15 protein-coding genes are annotated in these 16222 nt (G+C 71.3%); 7 read left to right on the plus strand and 8 right to left on the minus strand.

Annotated features, from left to right (window positions below):
* Positions 1–51: 51 nt before the first annotated feature.
* Positions 52–1014 (plus strand): S66 peptidase family protein, encoded by a 963-nt coding sequence (locus tag ACNAW0_RS24610; protein ID WP_416290360.1) that lies wholly within the window; start codon positions 52–54, stop codon positions 1012–1014.
* Between the two features lie 102 nt (positions 1015–1116).
* Positions 1117–1602, plus strand: coding sequence for a hypothetical protein (locus ACNAW0_RS24615; protein WP_416290361.1), 486 nt, complete (start codon positions 1117–1119; stop codon positions 1600–1602).
* A gap of 141 nt (positions 1603–1743) precedes the next feature.
* Here ACNAW0_RS24615 and glnA read toward each other — a convergent pair whose 3' ends face one another.
* A complete protein-coding gene (glnA, locus tag ACNAW0_RS24620; protein WP_416290362.1) occupies positions 1744–3093 on the minus strand; it encodes a type I glutamate--ammonia ligase in 1350 nt (449 codons plus the stop codon).
* Between the two features lie 200 nt (positions 3094–3293).
* On the opposite strand from glnA, the gene ACNAW0_RS24625 reads away from it, so the two are divergent.
* Together ACNAW0_RS24625 and panB are read left to right on the plus strand one after the other, a co-directional pair.
* Positions 3294–5057: an NAD+ synthase gene (locus ACNAW0_RS24625; RefSeq protein ID WP_416290363.1), complete on the plus strand. Its 1764-nt coding sequence runs from the start codon at positions 3294–3296 to the stop codon at positions 5055–5057.
* A gap of 140 nt (positions 5058–5197) precedes the next feature.
* Positions 5198–6043 (plus strand): 3-methyl-2-oxobutanoate hydroxymethyltransferase, encoded by an 846-nt coding sequence (gene panB / locus ACNAW0_RS24630; RefSeq protein WP_416290365.1) that lies wholly within the window; start codon positions 5198–5200, stop codon positions 6041–6043.
* A gap of 75 nt (positions 6044–6118) precedes the next feature.
* Here the strand turns inward: panB and npdG are convergent, their stop codons facing one another.
* The 4 genes from npdG to ACNAW0_RS24650 form a co-directional block, all read right to left on the minus strand.
* Positions 6119–6817 (minus strand): NADPH-dependent F420 reductase, encoded by a 699-nt coding sequence (gene npdG, locus ACNAW0_RS24635; RefSeq protein WP_416290366.1) that lies wholly within the window; start codon positions 6815–6817, stop codon positions 6119–6121.
* A gap of 76 nt (positions 6818–6893) precedes the next feature.
* Entirely contained in the window at positions 6894–8387 is a 1494-nt protein-coding gene (locus ACNAW0_RS24640) for an RNB domain-containing ribonuclease (protein ID WP_416290367.1), read from the minus strand.
* A gap of 98 nt (positions 8388–8485) precedes the next feature.
* Entirely contained in the window at positions 8486–9313 is an 828-nt protein-coding gene (locus ACNAW0_RS24645) for a histone (RefSeq protein WP_416290368.1), read from the minus strand.
* Positions 9314–9388: 75 nt separating this feature from the next.
* Positions 9389–9592: a hypothetical protein gene (locus ACNAW0_RS24650; RefSeq protein ID WP_123241265.1), complete on the minus strand. Its 204-nt coding sequence runs from the start codon at positions 9590–9592 to the stop codon at positions 9389–9391.
* A gap of 246 nt (positions 9593–9838) precedes the next feature.
* Between ACNAW0_RS24650 and ACNAW0_RS24655 the strand changes: the two genes are divergently transcribed.
* Together ACNAW0_RS24655 and ACNAW0_RS24660 are read left to right on the plus strand one after the other, a co-directional pair.
* Positions 9839–11113 (plus strand): M48 family metallopeptidase, encoded by a 1275-nt coding sequence (locus ACNAW0_RS24655; RefSeq protein WP_416290369.1) that lies wholly within the window; start codon positions 9839–9841, stop codon positions 11111–11113.
* A gap of 62 nt (positions 11114–11175) precedes the next feature.
* The gene (locus tag ACNAW0_RS24660) at positions 11176–12246 is read left to right on the plus strand and encodes a DNA glycosylase AlkZ-like family protein (protein WP_416290370.1); all 1071 of its coding nucleotides are present in this window, start codon (positions 11176–11178) and stop codon (positions 12244–12246) included.
* Positions 12247–12414: 168 nt separating this feature from the next.
* Here the strand turns inward: ACNAW0_RS24660 and ACNAW0_RS24665 are convergent, their stop codons facing one another.
* A complete protein-coding gene (locus tag ACNAW0_RS24665; protein WP_416290371.1) occupies positions 12415–13218 on the minus strand; it encodes a methyltransferase domain-containing protein in 804 nt (267 codons plus the stop codon).
* Positions 13219–13281: 63 nt separating this feature from the next.
* Positions 13282–13698, minus strand: a complete 417-nt coding sequence (locus ACNAW0_RS24670; RefSeq protein ID WP_416290372.1) for a GNAT family N-acetyltransferase — start codon at positions 13696–13698, stop codon at positions 13282–13284.
* 208 nt (positions 13699–13906) lie between these two features.
* Between ACNAW0_RS24670 and ACNAW0_RS24675 the strand changes: the two genes are divergently transcribed.
* On the plus strand, positions 13907–14260 hold the full coding sequence (locus ACNAW0_RS24675) for a VOC family protein (protein ID WP_416290373.1): 354 nt from the start codon (positions 13907–13909) through the stop codon (positions 14258–14260).
* A 446-nt stretch (positions 14261–14706) separates the two neighbouring features.
* Here ACNAW0_RS24675 and ACNAW0_RS24680 read toward each other — a convergent pair whose 3' ends face one another.
* The gene (locus ACNAW0_RS24680; protein WP_416290374.1) at positions 14707–15912 is read right to left on the minus strand and encodes a low temperature requirement protein A; all 1206 of its coding nucleotides are present in this window, start codon (positions 15910–15912) and stop codon (positions 14707–14709) included.
* Positions 15913–16222 lie beyond the last annotated feature (310 nt).

Consider the following 16222-nt stretch of genomic DNA (forward strand, 5'->3'; position numbering starts at 1 on the left):
GGCTATCCGGTGCGCGGGTGGACGCCGGGAACGGCTCACTAGGCTCCCTTCGTGCCCACCGACGACTGCCTGCGCCCACCGGTCCTGCGTCCCGGCGACACCGTGATGCTGGTGTCGCCCTCCGGCCCGACCCGCTCCGAGCGGGTGGCCCGCGGCATCGAACTGCTCACCGGCTGGGGATTGCGCCCGGTGCTGGCGCCCAACGCGTACGCCCGGCAGGGCTACCTGGCCGGCGGGGACGAGCTACGGGCCGCCGACCTGAACGCCGCCTTCGCCGACCCCGAGGTACGCGGGGTGATCTGCACCCGGGGCGGCTACGGGGCGCAGCGGGTGGTGGACCTGATCGACATGGCCGTCGTCCGCCGGGATCCGAAGGTGGTGGCCGGCTTCTCCGACATCACCGCGCTGCAGTTCGCGCTCTGGCGGGGCGCCCGGCTGGCCAGCGTGCACGGCCCGGGAGCGGCATGGCTGGACGACCGCACCCCGCCCCGCTCGGCGGAGTCGCTGCACGCCGCGCTGATGACCACCGAACCGGTCACGGTCGCCGCCGTCGAGGACGAGGACACGTATCCGGTCCGGATGCCCGGCCGGGCGCAGGGCCGGCTGCTCGGCGGCAACCTATGCCTGATCACCGCGTCGATCGGCACCCCGGACATGCCGGACCTGACCGGGGCGGTGCTGCTCATCGAGGAGGTGCAGGAGCCGCCGTACAAGATCGACCGGATGCTCACCCAGCTACGCCGCTGCGGCGCCCTCGCCGGGGTCGCCGGGGTGGCGGTGGGCCAGTTCACCGAGTGCGCGGACGGCTGGAACACCACAGTCACGGACGTGCTGACCGAACGCCTGGCCGACCTCGGCGTGCCGGTCCTCGGCGGCCTCCCGATCGGCCACGGCGTCGGCCAGCTCACCGTCCCGGTCGGAACTCCCGCTACCCTCGATGCGACCGCCGGCACCCTGACGGTCTCCCCCGCCGTCCACGGAGGCACTCACACAACCCGACTTGTCCGCATTTGACACTGGCTTTTCAGCGCGTTGACAGGCTCGTCACGGGTTGGCTCCAGCTCCACCCGTCACTGTCAGTCACGTCAACGCACCACCACCGGACTGGAGAACCGCATGATCCGCAAGATGTCGAGGAAGAACGTGCTGGTCGGCCTGGCCGCCGCCGGGGTGCTCGGCGTGGGGATCGCTGCCCCCGCGGTGGCGCTCGCAGACAACAAGACCCCCGCCCCGAGAGCCAGCGCCGACCAGGGCACCGACCGCCAGCACAAGCGGGCCGATCGGCAGGCCGAGTTCGCCGAAGCCCTCGCCAAGGAGCTGGGCGTGCCGACCGACAAGGTCACGGCCGCGCTGGAGAAGCTCAAGGAGCAGCGTAAGGGCGACCGGCCGGAGCGGCCGTCGGCCCAGGAGCGGCAGGCAAAGCTGAAGGAGTGGCAGGCCAACCGGCAGGCGAAGCTGAAAGAGCGCCTGGACCAGGCCGTCAAGGACGGCAAGCTGACCCAGGAGCAGGCCGACGCGGTGCTGAAGGCCGTCGAGGCCGGTGTCTTCCCCGGCCCGGGCGCTCGCGTTCACCACGGCGGGTGGGACCAGGCCGGCAAGTGACCCGGGTGGCCCCGCCGCTCTCCTCACCGGCCGACCCTCCCTCCCGGCCGGATCCGGCGGGGCCACCTGTGCGGCTGCTGATCGCCGATGTGGCGGCATCCCATGACCGGGATGCCGCCACATCGCCGATCTGGAGTGGGCCTAAAGGGAGAGGTAGCGCTGCCGCTCGTACGGAGTGACCTCGCGGCGGTACTGCTCCCACTCGGCGCGCTTGTTGCGCAGGAAGAAGTCGAACACGTGCTCGCCGAGGATCTCGGCGACCAGCTCCGAGCCGGCCATCACGTCGATCGCCTCGGCCAGGTTCTCCGGCAGCGCCTGGTAGCCCATGGCCCGGCGTTCGGCGCTGCTCAGCGACCAGACGTCGTCCTCGGCGCCCGGGGGCAGCTCGTACCCCTCCTCGATGCCCTTCAGGCCGGCGCCGAGCAGGACCGCGAAGGCCAGGTACGGGTTGGTCGCCGAGTCCAGCGAGCGCACCTCCACCCGGGCCGAGTTCGGCTTGCCGTACGCGGGAACCCGGACCAGCGCGGACCGGTTCAGGTGGCCCCAGCAGACGTACGCCGGGCTCTCGGTGATCCGGTCCGGCAGCGCCAACGGGAAGAGCCGCTTGTAGGAGTTGACCCACTGGTTGGTGACCGCGGTGTACTCGCGGGCGTGGGTGAGCAGCCCGGCGATGAACGACTTGGCCACCTTGGACAGCTTCATCGGGTCGCCGGCGTCGTGGAACGCGTTGCGCTCCCCCTCGAACAGGGACAGGTGGGTGTGCATGCCGCTGCCCGGCTGGTCGGTGAAGGGCTTCGGCATGAAGCTGGCCTGCACACCGGTGGAGAGCGCCACCTCCTTCACCACGTGCCGGAAGGTCATGATGTTGTCGGCGGTGGTCAGCGCGTCGGCGTAGCGCAGGTCGATCTCCTGCTGGCCGGGGGCCACCTCGTGGTGGCTGTACTCCACCGAGATGCCGATCCGCTCCAGCGCCAGCACGGCCTGCCGGCGGAAGTCCCGGGCCACCGCGTGGGTGGTGTGCTCGAAGTAGCCGCCGGTGTCCACCGGGGTCGGCACCGAGCCGTCCGGCGGGCCGTTCTCGAGCAGGAAGAACTCGATCTCGGGGTGGGTGTAGAAGGTGAAGCCCTTCTCCGCCGCCCGGGACAGCGCGCGGCGCAGCACGTGCCGGGGGTCGGCCCAGGACGGGCTGCCGTCGGGGAGCAGGATGTCGCAGAACATCCGGGCGCTCTCGCCGCTGACCCCACCCTCGAAGGGGAAGACCTGGAAGGTGGTCGGGTCGGGCATGGCGACCATGTCGGACTCGAAGACCCGGGCGAAACCCTCGATCGCCGAGCCGTCGAAGCCGATGCCCTCGTCGAAGGCCGCCTCCAGCTCCGCGGGGGCCACCGACACGCTCTTGAGCGTGCCGAGCACGTCGGTGAACCACAGCCGGACGAACCGGATGTCCCGCTCTTCCAGCGTACGGAGGACGAACTCCTGCTGACGGTCCACTTCCACACCTCGCGACACGTACGTCCGGCACCGGTCAGGCCGGTCCGGCCTGACCGCCCAGTCTCCACCGGCCTGGTTACGCCGACGTTACGCGACGGCCTCGCGTGCGTCCTGCCGTGTCCGGCGGGCAGGGACGCCGGTGGTCAGGGTCTCCCCCGTCCCCCCGGGTTCGGCCCGTGCCGCTGGGGCAAGATGAGGTCATGCCCACCCTGCGTCTCGCCCTGTGCCAGGTCGACCCGACCGTCGGCGACCTCGCCGGCAACGCCGACCTGGTCCGCGCCTGGTCCCGCAAGGCCGCCGACGCCGGCGCCCAGCTCGCGCTCTTCCCGGAACTGATGCTGACCGGGTACCCGGTCGAGGACCTGGTCTTCCGCCGCTCCTTCGTCGCCGGCTCGAAGGCCGCACTGGAGCGGCTCGCCGCCGACCTGGCCGCCGACGGGCTCGGCGAGCTGCCCGTCCTGGTCGGCTACCTGGACGCGGACGGGCCGCCGCAGGTCAGCGCCGACGCCGAGCCGGGCCGGGGCGCCCGCAACGCCGCCGCGCTGCTGCACCGGGGCGGGGTGGTGGCCCGGTACTTCAAGCACCACCTGCCCAACTACGGCGTCTTCGACGAGGACCGCTACTTCGTCCCGGGCAACACGCTGAACGTGGTGCGGATCGGCGGGGTGGACGTCGCGCTGACCATCTGCGAGGACCTCTGGCAGGCCGGCGGTCCGTTCGCGGTGGCCCGGCAGGCCGGCGTCGGGCTGGTGCTCAACATCAACGGCTCGCCGTACGAGCTGAACAAGGACGACGTCCGGCTGCCGCTGGTCCGCCGCCGGGCCGCCGAGGCCGGCGCCGCCATCGCGTACGTGAACATGGTCGGCGGCCAGGACGAGCTGGTCTACGACGGCGACTCGATGATCGTCGGCGGCGACGGCACGCTGCTGGCCCGGGCCCCGCAGTTCGTCGAGCACCTGCTGCTGCACGACGTCGAGCTGCCCGCGGCCGCGCACGAGCCCGTCGGCGGCGACGGGGAGCTGGCCGACGGGATGCGGGTGGTCCGGGCCGAGCTCGACGACATCCCGCCGGCGCCGGCCGGGGAGCCCTCGACCGGTGGGATCATCGAGCCGGTCGCCGACGAGGCGGAGGTGTGGCAGGCGCTGGTGCTGGGCCTGCGCGACTACGTCAACAAGAACCGCTTCCCCTCGGTGGCGCTCGGCCTCTCCGGCGGCATCGACTCGGCGGTGGCGGCGGCCATCGCGGTGGACGCGCTCGGCGCGGACCGGGTCGTCGGGGTGTCGATGCCCAGCCAGCACTCCTCCGAGCACTCCCGCGCCGACGCCGAGGACCTGGCCAAGCGGACCGGCCTGGACTACCGGGTCCAGCCGATCCAGCCCATGGTGGACACCTTCCTGGCCAACATGTCGCTCTCCGGCGTGGCCGTGGAGAACCTCCAGGCCCGGGTCCGGGGGGTGATCCTGATGGCGCTGTCGAACCAGGAGAACCACCTGGTCCTCACCACCGGCAACAAGAGCGAGCTGGCCGTCGGTTACTCCACCCTCTACGGCGACTCGGTCGGCGGCTACAACCCGGTCAAGGACGTCTGGAAGACGCTGATCTGGCGGCTGGCCAAGTGGCGCAACGCCGACGCCGAGCGCCGCGGCGAGACCCCGCCGATCCCGGAGAGCTCGATCGGCAAGCCGCCCTCGGCGGAGCTGAGCCCCGGCCAGCTCGACAGCGACACCCTGCCCGACTACGACGTCCTCGACCCGATCCTGATCGGCTATGTCGACGGCGACCTGGGCCGGGAGGGCCTGGTCGAGTCCGGCCACGACCCGGCCATCGTGGACAAGGTGCTGCGGATGGTGGATACCGCCGAGTACAAGCGGCGGCAGTCCGCCCCCGGCACGAAGATCTCCATGAAGGCGTTCGGGCGGGACCGCCGCCTGCCGATCACCAACCGCTGGCGCGAGCACGGCTGACCGGCCGTCGTCACCGGCCCGCCCAACGTGGGTCGGTGAGTGAAATCCTCCACTCCGCCCTGCCGCCGGCCGGTCGCCCGGTGCGACGATCGCGGCAGAACCCGGGGACCGCGAGCGCGGCCTCGAGGAAGGAGACAGTCATGGTGAAGTCCACCCCGACTGAGGTGACCGCCCTCTACGGCGGGCCGGTCACCCGACGGGTCCGCACCCGCGACCTGATCGCCGCCAAGGAGCGCGGCGAGCGCTGGGCGATGCTCACCTCGTACGACCAGTACACGGCCTCGATCTTCGACCAGGCTGGGATCCCGGTGCTGCTGGTCGGCGACTCGGCGGCGAACAACGTCTTCGGCTACGAGACCACCCTGCCGGTGACCGCCGAGGAGCTGCTGCCCCTTGTCCGCGCGGTGGTGCGGGCGACGAGGCACTCGCTGATCGTCGGCGACCTGCCCTTCGGCTCGTACGAGGAGGGGCCGGCGCAGGCGCTGCGCACCGCGGTGCGGTTCATGAAGGAAGGCGGCTGCCACGCGGTGAAGCTGGAGGGCGGCCGGCGCTGCACCGCGCAGGTCGAGGCGATCGTCGGCGCCGGCATCCCGGTGATGGCGCACATCGGCTTCACCCCGCAGAGCGAGCACACCCTGGGCGGCTACCGGGTGCAGGGCCGCGGCGACAGCGCCGAGGAGGTGGTCGCCGACGCCCGGGCGGTCGCCGAGGCGGGCGCGTTCGCCGTGGTGCTGGAGATGGTGCCCGGTGAGGTGGCCAAGCGGATCACCGCCGAGCTGCGGATCCCCACCGTCGGCATCGGCGCGGGCCCGGAGACCGACGCCCAGGTGCTGGTCTGGCAGGACATGGCCGGGCTGCGCACCGGCAGGGTGCCCCGCTTCGTCAAGCGCTACGCCGACCTGGCGGGCGCGCTCACCGACGCCACCCGTCGCTTCGCCGACGAGGTACGCGACGGCGAGTTCCCCGCCGCCGAGCACACCTTCTAGTACGCTTCGCCGCGGATCTTGGTAGGAACTGGCCCTTGGAGGGGCCGTTTCCTACCACGATCTCGGTTGGGCCGGTCAGAGGTCGGTGACGCGGATGCCGGCGTGGGCCTTGTAGCGCTTGTTGATCGCGATCAGGTTCGCGGTGAACGCCTCGATCTGGTGGGCGTTGCGCAGCCGGCCGGCGTAGATGCCCCGCATGCCGGGGATCCGGGCGGCGAGCGCGGCAACCACCCCGGCCAACTCCCGGTCCTCGGTGCAGATCAGCACGTCCAGGTCGATCCGGTCGATCTCCGGATCGGCCAGCAGCGGCGCGCTGACGTGGTTGAACGCGGCACAGACCCGGGACTCGGGCAGCAGCCCGGCGGCCTGCTGGACGGCGCTGCCCTCCGCGACCGGCAGCGCGTACGGGCCCTGCTTGTCGAAGCCCAGCGGGTTGACGCAGTCGACCACGATCTTGCCGGCGAGCGGCTCGGCCAGGGCGGCGACGGTGGGGGCGTGCCCGTCCCACGGCACCGCGATGATCACCACGTCGCTGCGGCGGGCCACCTCCGCGTTGTCCGCACCGGACACCGCCGTGCCGGACGGGACGCCGGGCAGCGCGGCGATCTCCGCGGCGGCCTGCGCCGCCCGGTCGGCGGAGCGGGAACCGACCAGCACGGTCTGCCCGGCGCGGGCGAACCGGTAGGCGAGACCCCGCCCCTGGTCACCGGTGCCCCCGATGATGCCGACGATCAAACCGGAGACGTCGGGCAGCGTGGTCGCGTCGTAAGCCATGCGGCCATCCTCGCAAACGCCACCACCACCTCACCCCACCCCCGTGCGGATCTTGGCTCGACCCGGCGCGGGGGCGTCAGGCGCGTTCGAAGAGGACCTTGCGGTGGATGGGGTCGGCCGAGACCAGGCGGACCGCGACGCGCTCGCCGAGCGGCAGCTCACCGTGGCACCGGGCGCGGACCGGCGGCTCGTCCAGGGCGACCGTACCGCCGGGCCGGCGAGCCGGCTTCGCGGCGCCGTTGCCCGACGGCCGGTCCTGCCCGGAAGTGTCCCCCGGCTGCCGGGGCAGCTCAACGGTCGGCCGGGGGACGTCCACGTCCAGCACCGCCGCCTCGAACACCTCCCCCACCCGGTGTTCGAGCAGCACCGCCTCGGCCAGCTCGACCGCGCCCCGGGTCGCCGCCGACGCGGTCCGGTCGGTGCTCGTCATCACCTCCGGCAGCTTCGGCAACGCCGCACGGGCCCAGTCGGGCACCTCCCGGCCCTCGTGCAGGGCCAGGCAGACCTCGGTCGCGTACCGGTCGGCCAGCCGCCGCAGCGGCGCCGTGACATGGGCGTACGCGGCCCCCACCCCGCCGTGCTCCGGCTGCTCGGGAAGCTGCCCGTCGAAGGCGGTGTACGCGGCCCCGCGCATCAGCTCGGCCGCCTGGTCGACGAAGGCCGCGGCTCGGGGCTGGGAGGCGTCCAGCCCGGCCAGCACCTCACCGACCGACATCCCCGCCGGCCAGGGCACGCCCAGCGGGCCGGCGGCCAGCCGCAGCCGGTCGACCGCCTCCGGCTTCGGCGCGGGCATCGTACGCAGCAGCCCGATCCGGCCGGCGAGCATGATGTCGGCGGCGGCCATCCCGGTCAGCAGGGAAATCTGCGCGTTGTGGTCCTCCATCGGGCCGGGCCCACGCAGCACCAGCCGCCAGCCGTCGCCGTCCGGCTCGACGTCCTGCTCTGGCAGGGGCAGGTTGACCGCGCCCCGACGCAGCCCGCGCGCGGTCAGCAGTGCGCCGATCTCGGGGAGCAGGGCGATCGGCTCGGGCAGCCGACCGGCGTCGGCGGCGAGTTGCACGCCGACGTAGTCGAGCTTGGCCCGGCTGCGGACCCGGGCGCGTTCCAGCGCGACGCCCACGGTGCCGCCGTCGGTGTCCAAGTCGATGGTCCAGACCACCGCCGCCCGGTCGGCGTCGGGCAGCAGGCTGGCCGCCCCCTCGCTGAGCGTGTGCGGGTGCAACGGCACGTTGCCGTCGGGCAGGTAGACGGTCTGCCCCCGGCGCCAGGTCTCCTCCTCCAGCGCCCCGCCGGGGCGTACGTGGGTGGCGACGTCGGCGATCGCGTACCGGACCCGGAAACCGCCACCGGGCCGGCGGGTGAGATGCATCGCCTGGTCGAGGTCCCGCGACGCCGCCGGGTCGAGGGTGACGAACGGGATGTCGGTCCGGTCGGCGACGGCCAGCAGCGGCGCGGCGGCCGCCTGCTCGGCCTCGCGCTGCGCCGCGGTCGGGAAGCTCTCGGGCAGTCCCAGCTCGCGGCGCAGCGCGCCGAAGTCGATGCGGGGCGCCAGTACGCGTCGGATCACCACGGCGTCAATCCTGACAGCGCCGCGCGAGATCCGCCCACCAGCGCCGGGCTGGAGTTGTCGCCAGCGGCAGCATCGGTCGGCGGGCGGACCCGGGGTGGTCAGCCGGTCGTCCTCCGGCTGCTCCCCGGCTTGGCCGTCGAGCGGCCCGCGACGACCCTCGTGCCAGCTGGCTTCCGAGCGGCGGTGAGCCGCTTGTGGGTGCCGGTCGAGGTACTCGTCCTGGCCTCGATGCCGCTCACGGACGACGCGGCGGAGGTCGCCTTCCTGCCCGGCGCCTTGCGCGCGGCGGTCGAGGCGGTACCGGTGGTCTTCTTCGCCGGAGCTTTCTTCGCCGCCGCCTTGCGGGCGCCCCCGGCCGGGCGGGTCCCGGCGGCCTTCGCCGCCGGGCCAGCCTTCTTCACCGCGGCGGTGGCCTTCGTTCCGGTGGCGGTGGCCTTCCGGGTGGCGGCCGTGGTCCGGGCGGGGGCCTTCTTCGCCGCCGGTCCGGCCTTCTTCGCCGCGACCGTGGCCTTCTTCGCAGGGCCCTTCTTCGCCGCCGTGATGGTCTTCCTGGCGGCCGCCTTCTTCGCCGGCGCCTTCTTCGCGGTGGTCTTCGTAGCCGGCGCCTTCTTGGCGGCAGCCTTCTTGGCCGGGGCCTTCTTCGCCGGGGCCTTCTTCGCCGGCGCCTTTTTCGCCGGCGCCTTTTTCGCGGTGGTCTTCGTCGCTGGCGCCTTCTGCGCGGGCGCCTTCCGCGCCGCCGACACGACCTTCCTGGCGGCTGCCTTCTTCGCAACCGCCTTCTTCGCCGGCACCCGGCCGGCGCCGGCCCCCGAGGCGTTAGGGGACGCCTTGGTGACCGTGGCCGTGCGGGCCGTGGCCGCGCTGGTCCGCTTCGGGGTCCTACGGGCGGTGGCCGGGCGGGTGGTGGCCTGCTGTGCTTCGGCCATCTGGGTTCCCTCCTTGGGGGCGTGCTTCCGCCTTCGCGGAGCACGAGTACCTCGACGCGGGCCGTCCCGCGCCGTCTACCTGTCCTCCCCGGCCCAACGGGCGTCCTCGGCGTCCCACGCTTCGTTGCGCTCCCGCACCTGCTGCAGGGCGTTCTCCGCGTCGGCGGCTGAGGCGTACGGTCCGAGAACGTGCTTCGCGGGGCACACGTCGGCATCGGTCTCGACCCGGTGGTGTCGCGTGCACCAGTAGTAGTGCCCACCACTTCCGTTGTCGCTCATGCGATCACTGTGCAACGCGAAGCGCCCGGCCGCCACCGGAACGCCGCAAATAGTCGCCGATGCACTCCAAAGTAGACGTGCTCCGGGCCGCCCGAGGGCCGAACGGAAAAGACAAGGCGTACTTTTCCCAGGTGGCGGGCCCAGCCACCGCGCCGCCCCCACTGGAACGGTTGCCGTGCCCCGGCTGAGCGGCTCCGCTGAACGGCGGGTACCGCCGACGGACGGTTCCCGGCAGGATCGGTGGCCATGATCACCACGACGGCCGGTACGGGGGCCTGTCCGGACTGCGGCACGCCGACGGTGTCGATCCGCGAGGCGATGCCCTGGTGCGCACGGTGCGAATGGAACCTCGACAGCTACGACCGCGCCCGCCAGACACCCGAGTTCGGGTGGTCCTGGATCGACCGACGGACCCACCGGTTCGCCGCCCGGCTCACCCGCCAGCAGTACGCCGCGCTCGTCGGTCGTCCGCTGGAATCGGCCGGGCTGGGATTGGCCGGCACGGTGACCGTCATCGTCTCGCTGCTGCTCCTGGTCGGAGTGCTGGCGCTGGCCGTACTCGGGGTGTGGCTGGTGGTCGCGTACCCGTTCCCGAACTTCGCGATCGTCTTCGGGCTGGCACTGATCGGGCTGGCGGTGGCGCTGCGACCTCGGTTCGGCCGGATCGACCCAGACATGGAGGTGCTCACCCGGGAGGAGGCACCCGAGTTGCACACCCTGGTCAAGGAGGTGGCGACCGCCATCGGCGCGCCGGCACCGCACGTGATCGGCGTCGACAGCCACATCAACGCGTACGCGACAGCGGTGGGGCTGCGCCGGCGCCGGGTGCTCTGCCTCGGGCTGCCGCTGTGGGGCGCGCTGGACGGGTCGGAGCGGGTCGCCCTGCTCGGCCACGAGCTTGGTCACTTCGTCAACGGCGACGTCCGGCGGCTACTGGTGACCGACCCGGCGTTGACGATGCTCGGCAACGCCGCCGACCTGTTCCGCCCGACGCACGGCACACAGAGTGGCGGGCTGCTGGAGCTGATCGGCGAGTGGCTGGGCCGGATCCTGTCGTGGCTCGTGTCCCGCCTGCTCTTCCTCGGTCACCTGGTGCTGGTCTGCACCGCGTTGCGCGACAGCCATCGGGCGGAGTACCTGGCCGACGAGATGTCCGCCCGGGTGGCCGGCACGGCGGGCGCGACCCGACTGCTCGACGTGCTGCTCAGCCACGAGTCGGTGGCGCTGGTGGTCCGCCAGGGAGCCCACGGCGGGCACGGCCCGGCCGTGTGGCGGGCGGGGATGAACCGGTCGCTGGCCGGTGCCGCCGAGCAACTGCCGCTGGTGCGCCAGCTCTCCATCCGGGAGCAGGCGTCGCTGTTCGCCACTCACCCGCCGGCCGGCCTGCGTCACCGGATGCTCACCGCACGACCGTGGCGGGACCCGGGGGTGATGCTCGGCGAGGCCCGCGCCGAGCGAATCGACGCGGAACTGGCCCGACACTACGACCGGGCGGCCCGGACCGTGAGCTGGTCCGCCTGAGCGGAGGACGTGCGACGGCTCGCCCGAGCGGCACTGTCCGACCGGCGTACTAGCCTCGCCGCATGTCCCCGCACCGGCTCGACCGCGCCACCGCCCGCCGGGTCGCCGTCCGTGCTCAACTGCTCGACGCGCACCGGCCCACCGACCTGCTGGCCGTGGTGGACCGCCTGACGTTCCTCCAGCTCGACCCGACGGCCGCCGTGGCGCCCAACGCCGACCTGGTCGCCTGGACCCGGCTCGGCGCTGCGTACCGGCCGAGCGACCTGACCCGGGCGTTGGAGGGCGAGCGCGCCCTGTTCGAGCACCGGGCGATGGTGCGGCCGATGGCCGACCTGAGGCTGTACCTCGCCGAGATGGTGGCCTGGCCGGGCGACGCCCGACGCCAGGACTGGCTGGCGACCAACGACAGCTTTCGCCGGTACGTGCTGGATCTGCTCCGCGACTCCGGGCCGCTGCCGAGCCGGGACGTGCCGGACCGCAGCGTGGTGCCCTGGCCGTCGACCGGCTGGACCAACAACCGCAACGTGACCCAGATGCTGGAGTTCCTCGCCGCGTGCGGCGAGATCGCCATTTCGGGCCGGGTCGGGCGCCAGCGGATCTGGGACCTCGCCGAGCGGGTCTACCCGCCGGGCACGCCGGCCGTATCCGCCGAGGAGGCCCGCCGGATCCGAGACGAGCGGCTGCTCCGCTCGCTCGGCGTCGCCCGCGCAACGGTGGTTGGCGAGGCCGGCGAACCGGCCGAGATCGAGGGTACGTCCGGCCTCTGGCGGATCGCCCCGGCCGCGCTGGACGGCACGCCGTTCGCCGGCCGGACCGCGCTGCTGTCCCCGTTCGACCGGCTGGTACACGACCGCAAGCGCGCCCTGGAAGTCTTCGACTTCGAGTACCGCCTGGAGATGTACGTGCCGAAGGCGCAGCGGCGCTGGGGCTACTTCGCGCTGCCGGTGCTGCACCACGACCGGCTTGTCGGCAAGGTGGACGCGACGGCCGACCGGAAGGCCGGGATCCTGCGCGTGGACGCAATGCACGAGGACGTCGCGTTCAACCCGGAGGTCACCGCGGCGGTGCACGGGGAGTTGACGGCGCTGGCGTCTTGGCTGGGCCTACCGGAGGTCCGCCGCACGTCGTCCTGACCGACGAAGGCCCGGCGGATCAATCAGAGCTACCGCTCAGCCAGGGCGTCCTACAGGCGGCGGTGCTCGACTTCGGTGCACCAGCTCCGGCCGGGCGCACGCGAGGCGCAAGGTCGTGGGCTGGTCGGCGGGGCGGTGAGTCTGCCCCACCGGCAATGCCTCCCAAATTCACTGGCGGGTGCTTTCGTCTCCACCGACGGTGGCGGCGGTGAGGAAGAACGTGACTGCGTAGGTGAACCGGTGGGCAGTGACGGCTTCGTCGAACTGGTCTTCGAAGGCGCGCGCTTCGGCTGGGTCAAGCCAGCCGTGTTGAGCGGCCGTGTCAGCCCAGCTGCGGAGGCCGAGCACGTTGTCGACAGCGGTCGGGTCACGGACCACGAGAGTTCGGGCTTCGACGGTGATGTCGACCAGGCCCTGCGCGGCAAGGAGGCCGGCGTGTTGATGAGCCAGCGTGCCGTTACGGAGGAGGACATCAGCCCGGAACCTCAGGACGCGTCGGGCCAAGCTTTGGTCGGCGATGTCGAGTACCTGAGTGTCGTAGTGGGGGTCCGCCAAAACTACGCGGCCACCAGGCCGGACGACCCTGATGATTTCTTTGATCGCGGCATGGGGATCGGCGAGGTGCTGCACGCTGCGATCGGCCCATGCCCCATCGAAGGAACGGCTGAGGAATGGCAGGTGATGGGCATCGGCGACGGCGCACTGAGCCAGGCCGCGGGCGCGCATTGCGATGGACATGGCCTGCGCGTAGTCGACGGTTGCCACGCTGACACCGTGCTCATCTCTCAGCTGGACAGCGCTTGCTCCTGTGCCAGCGCCGACTTCGAGGTAACGACGGCCAGGCGCCGGATGTAGCAGCTCACGTACCCGCTGCTGGTATGCCTGGTAGAAGGGCTCCTTGGCTAGGCGGTCGAGGACGGCCGCCCACGAGTACGGGTCTGACTGGCGGTCGACATCGGTGAACCCGTGCATGATCGACAGCCTATGGTAGCGATTCCGACAATGCTGGCCGTGCACGCAGCACCCGGCAGCAGGTCAGCCGCTGGGTGTCCGATTGAGCTGCAACAGGCCTGCGGCTGTCGGGCGGAACCCACATCGTTCCAGATAGAACGGCTCCAGGTGTGCCTCGAAGTCGACGTGCAGCCACTCGCAACCGGCAGCCGCAGCGTCGTCGACTGCGGCTTGGACCAGATCCGTGCCAAGTCCCCGGTGCTGCCAGTCCGGGTCCACTGCGGTGTCGAGCAGGAATGCGTGTGCGCCACCGTCCCAGCAGACCTGGACGAAGCCCACCAGACGACCGGCGTTGAACGCGCCAACCCAGGTCAGTGCGTACCGCCCAAGGCGCTCGGCCCACGGTGTCACCTGCTCGACGTCGCCGCCGAAGGCCCGCGCATGAAGGCCGCTCAGCTCCACATCGTCAACTGGGAAACGCGACACAAGCTTGACTGGCACCCAGGCACGGTACAGGTTCATGCCCGTTGTGGCGTCCCGACGCGTGCCCGATGCCATGGACGACGAGGGCCAGTGGCATAAGCCCGGCCTACGGCGAGGTTGCGACCTGGTGGGCGACTGACGAATGGACCCCGTGAAGGGCGAGCGCCAGCCGTACAACACGGGGCAGTCCTGGTCGACGAGGCTGCCGCGAGGCACCATGGCCCTCATGGCCATAAAGCGCACAATGCCCGACCTTGCAACCGAAGACATCACGACGGCCACCGCCTTCTACGTCGAGGTACTTGGCTTTGAGGTCGTCATGGACATGGGCTGGATCGTCACCCTGAGCGATCGCGCCAACCCGCAAGCCCAGCTGAGTCTCATGACCCACGACGCCACCGCACCGGTCATTCCGGACGTGTCGGTGGAGGTCGATGATGTCGATGCCGCGCATGAGGCCGCCCGTAACGCCGGCGCTGAGATCGTGCACCCACTCACCGACGAACCATGGGGAGTCCGACGCTTCTTCATGCGTGACCCCAACGGCAGGGTCATCAACGTCCTCACCCACAAGAGCTGACGGCTCTTGAGCGATGCATGTTCGTCGACGTCTCTGGGACCGGGCGCAACGGCTGACAGCAACAGTTGACAGCAACAGCCTTGGACCATGAGGTACGGGCGGAGACGACTACAGGAAGGGCCAGCCACGGACGCCGGATCCCTATCAGCGGTCCGCCGACGCAACCCGACCCGGCGACAACACCCCCGGATCATCCGTACGACAGGGGCAACCAGTCATACCCGGTCGGGCGACCGAGCAGTCCCCGGCTGGGGACGATCAAAAAGGTAATCGGGGGTGAACAGCAACCCCCTGTGCCCGCCGCGGACACCATCCAGAGGAAACCGAAGCCGAGCTAGCCCGGCCGGTGCCGGCCCGTCGGCGCCTGGGGTGTTTCCTCTCGCGCTGCCATCGTTTCCGTCTTCTCCCGCCGCGACCGTTCCGATGTCCTGCGCGTTCCACGGGTGCTATGGGCGTAGATATCGACTGCGGGGCGGGTGTGGCGGGGTGGGCTTGCTGGGGCGGAATCGCCAGGAGATGGTGTCGGACACGGCGATTGCGGTGAGGATGACGACGGCCACGACGGCGATGTAGATCGGTGGCAGGAACGCGACCACGGGCGCCAGCGCGACGAGCAGGAGCAGACCAGACACCCGGGAATAGGCGACGCGGCTGAACGACAGGTAGTCGAGCCGGGCCCGTCCGGCCAGGTAGATCGCCGGTCCGCAGAGGATGACGGTGGACCAGACCAGGTTGGGCTCGGCGAACGGGTGAGTGATGATGATCTCGTCGCCGACGGAGCTGAGCACGATGCCGCCGGCCATGAGCAGGTGGGCGTACGAGGCGGACCGAGCCAACACCGCCGGGGTGGTGCTCGCGGCGATCACGGCCGGGAGGAGCAGGCCCGCCCGGTAGAAGTAGATTCGCCACAGCAGCGTGGTGATGGCGAACGCCAGCACGAACGCGATCACCCGGTCCCGCTCGAACCCGGCCGCGGCGAACTGCCCGCCCGCGGCCAGGATCGTCTCCCCGAACGCGACGATCATGATCTGCTGGTAGCGCTCGGCGACATGCTCTGCGGAGACCGGCTGCGTGGTGATCCGGGCCGGACCGAGCTTGGGCAGGCGGTACTCCAGCCGGCTCATGGTGTAGCCGAGGACAGCAGCGAGAAGCCAGATCACCACTCGGGTCTTGTTGTGGGTAAATGCGCCCGCGATCCACAGGGCCCCCGCGAAGCAGGACCAGATGAGCTGCTGCAGCGAGCCGGTCGCCACCTCCTGGCCGCGCAGCGCGAACGTGACGAAGGAGGTCCGGCCGACCTGGATGGCGACCCAGGTGGCAGCGAAGATCATGCCGCTCCCGGCGAATGCCGTAGGCACCGCGCCGGCCATGATCAGGGTGCCGAGCATGATGGGGATGATCACGAGTTGGATCGCCGGCTGGGCGGGGTTGAGGCGGTTGGTGGTCCAGGCGGTGAAGACCCACACCCACCAGAACGCGGCGACCAGGATCACGGTGTGCAGGGCGCCGAGCCAGGTGAGGTTGGTGAACAGAGTGCTCGAGAGCCGGGTCAGCGCGAAGACGAAGATCACGTCGAAGAAGAGTTCGACGTAGGTGGCGCGCTGCGGCTCGGCTTGGTTCCGCAGCAGGTCGGCTGTGTGGCCGGCGGTCATCGGCGCGCCCGTCCTGTCGGCTTTGTGAAATCTACCCTCCGTCCTACCACCTACCGCACAGCTCAAAGGGCGCTCGCGAGGAATCAGGCGCCAGCTCCACGGTGTGTGGGACTCACGGCGGAGGTGGCTATGAGGCACGCCGTGTGGCCGCAGGAGCGGGGACGCTCGTGGTGAGATTCGCGCCAAGATCAGGCCGTTCCGGGCCGTCAGGCCGTCAGGCCGTCAAATGTCGACCAACGATGACCACGAGCGACCATCGACGTCTGAACATGCAGCCAGGTCAGAGCCTTGATCGCGGCTCTGACCTGGT

Source organism: Micromonospora sp. SL1-18 (assembly GCF_047921505.1).
In the GTDB taxonomy this organism is placed as follows: Bacteria; Actinomycetota; Actinomycetes; order Mycobacteriales; family Micromonosporaceae; genus Micromonospora.

Excerpts from the sequence above, each read along its gene's own strand:
- ACNAW0_RS24615 (WP_416290361.1), top strand. The coding sequence starts at position 1,117 with ATGATCCGCAAGATGTCGAGGAAGAACGTGCTGGTCGGCCTGGCCGCC.
- ACNAW0_RS24625 (WP_416290363.1), top strand. The coding sequence starts at position 3,294 with ATGCCCACCCTGCGTCTCGCCCTGTGCCAGGTCGACCCGACCGTCGGC.
- panB (WP_416290365.1), top strand. The coding sequence starts at position 5,198 with ATGGTGAAGTCCACCCCGACTGAGGTGACCGCCCTCTACGGCGGGCCG.
- npdG (WP_416290366.1), bottom strand. The coding sequence starts at position 6,817 with ATGGCTTACGACGCGACCACGCTGCCCGACGTCTCCGGTTTGATCGTC.
- ACNAW0_RS24645 (WP_416290368.1), bottom strand. The coding sequence starts at position 9,313 with ATGGCCGAAGCACAGCAGGCCACCACCCGCCCGGCCACCGCCCGTAGG.
- ACNAW0_RS24650 (WP_123241265.1), bottom strand. The coding sequence starts at position 9,592 with ATGAGCGACAACGGAAGTGGTGGGCACTACTACTGGTGCACGCGACAC.
- ACNAW0_RS24655 (WP_416290369.1), top strand. The coding sequence starts at position 9,839 with ATGATCACCACGACGGCCGGTACGGGGGCCTGTCCGGACTGCGGCACG.
- ACNAW0_RS24660 (WP_416290370.1), top strand. The coding sequence starts at position 11,176 with ATGTCCCCGCACCGGCTCGACCGCGCCACCGCCCGCCGGGTCGCCGTC.
- ACNAW0_RS24665 (WP_416290371.1), bottom strand. The coding sequence starts at position 13,218 with ATGCACGGGTTCACCGATGTCGACCGCCAGTCAGACCCGTACTCGTGG.
- ACNAW0_RS24675 (WP_416290373.1), top strand. The coding sequence starts at position 13,907 with ATGGCCATAAAGCGCACAATGCCCGACCTTGCAACCGAAGACATCACG.
- ACNAW0_RS24680 (WP_416290374.1), bottom strand. The coding sequence starts at position 15,912 with ATGACCGCCGGCCACACAGCCGACCTGCTGCGGAACCAAGCCGAGCCG.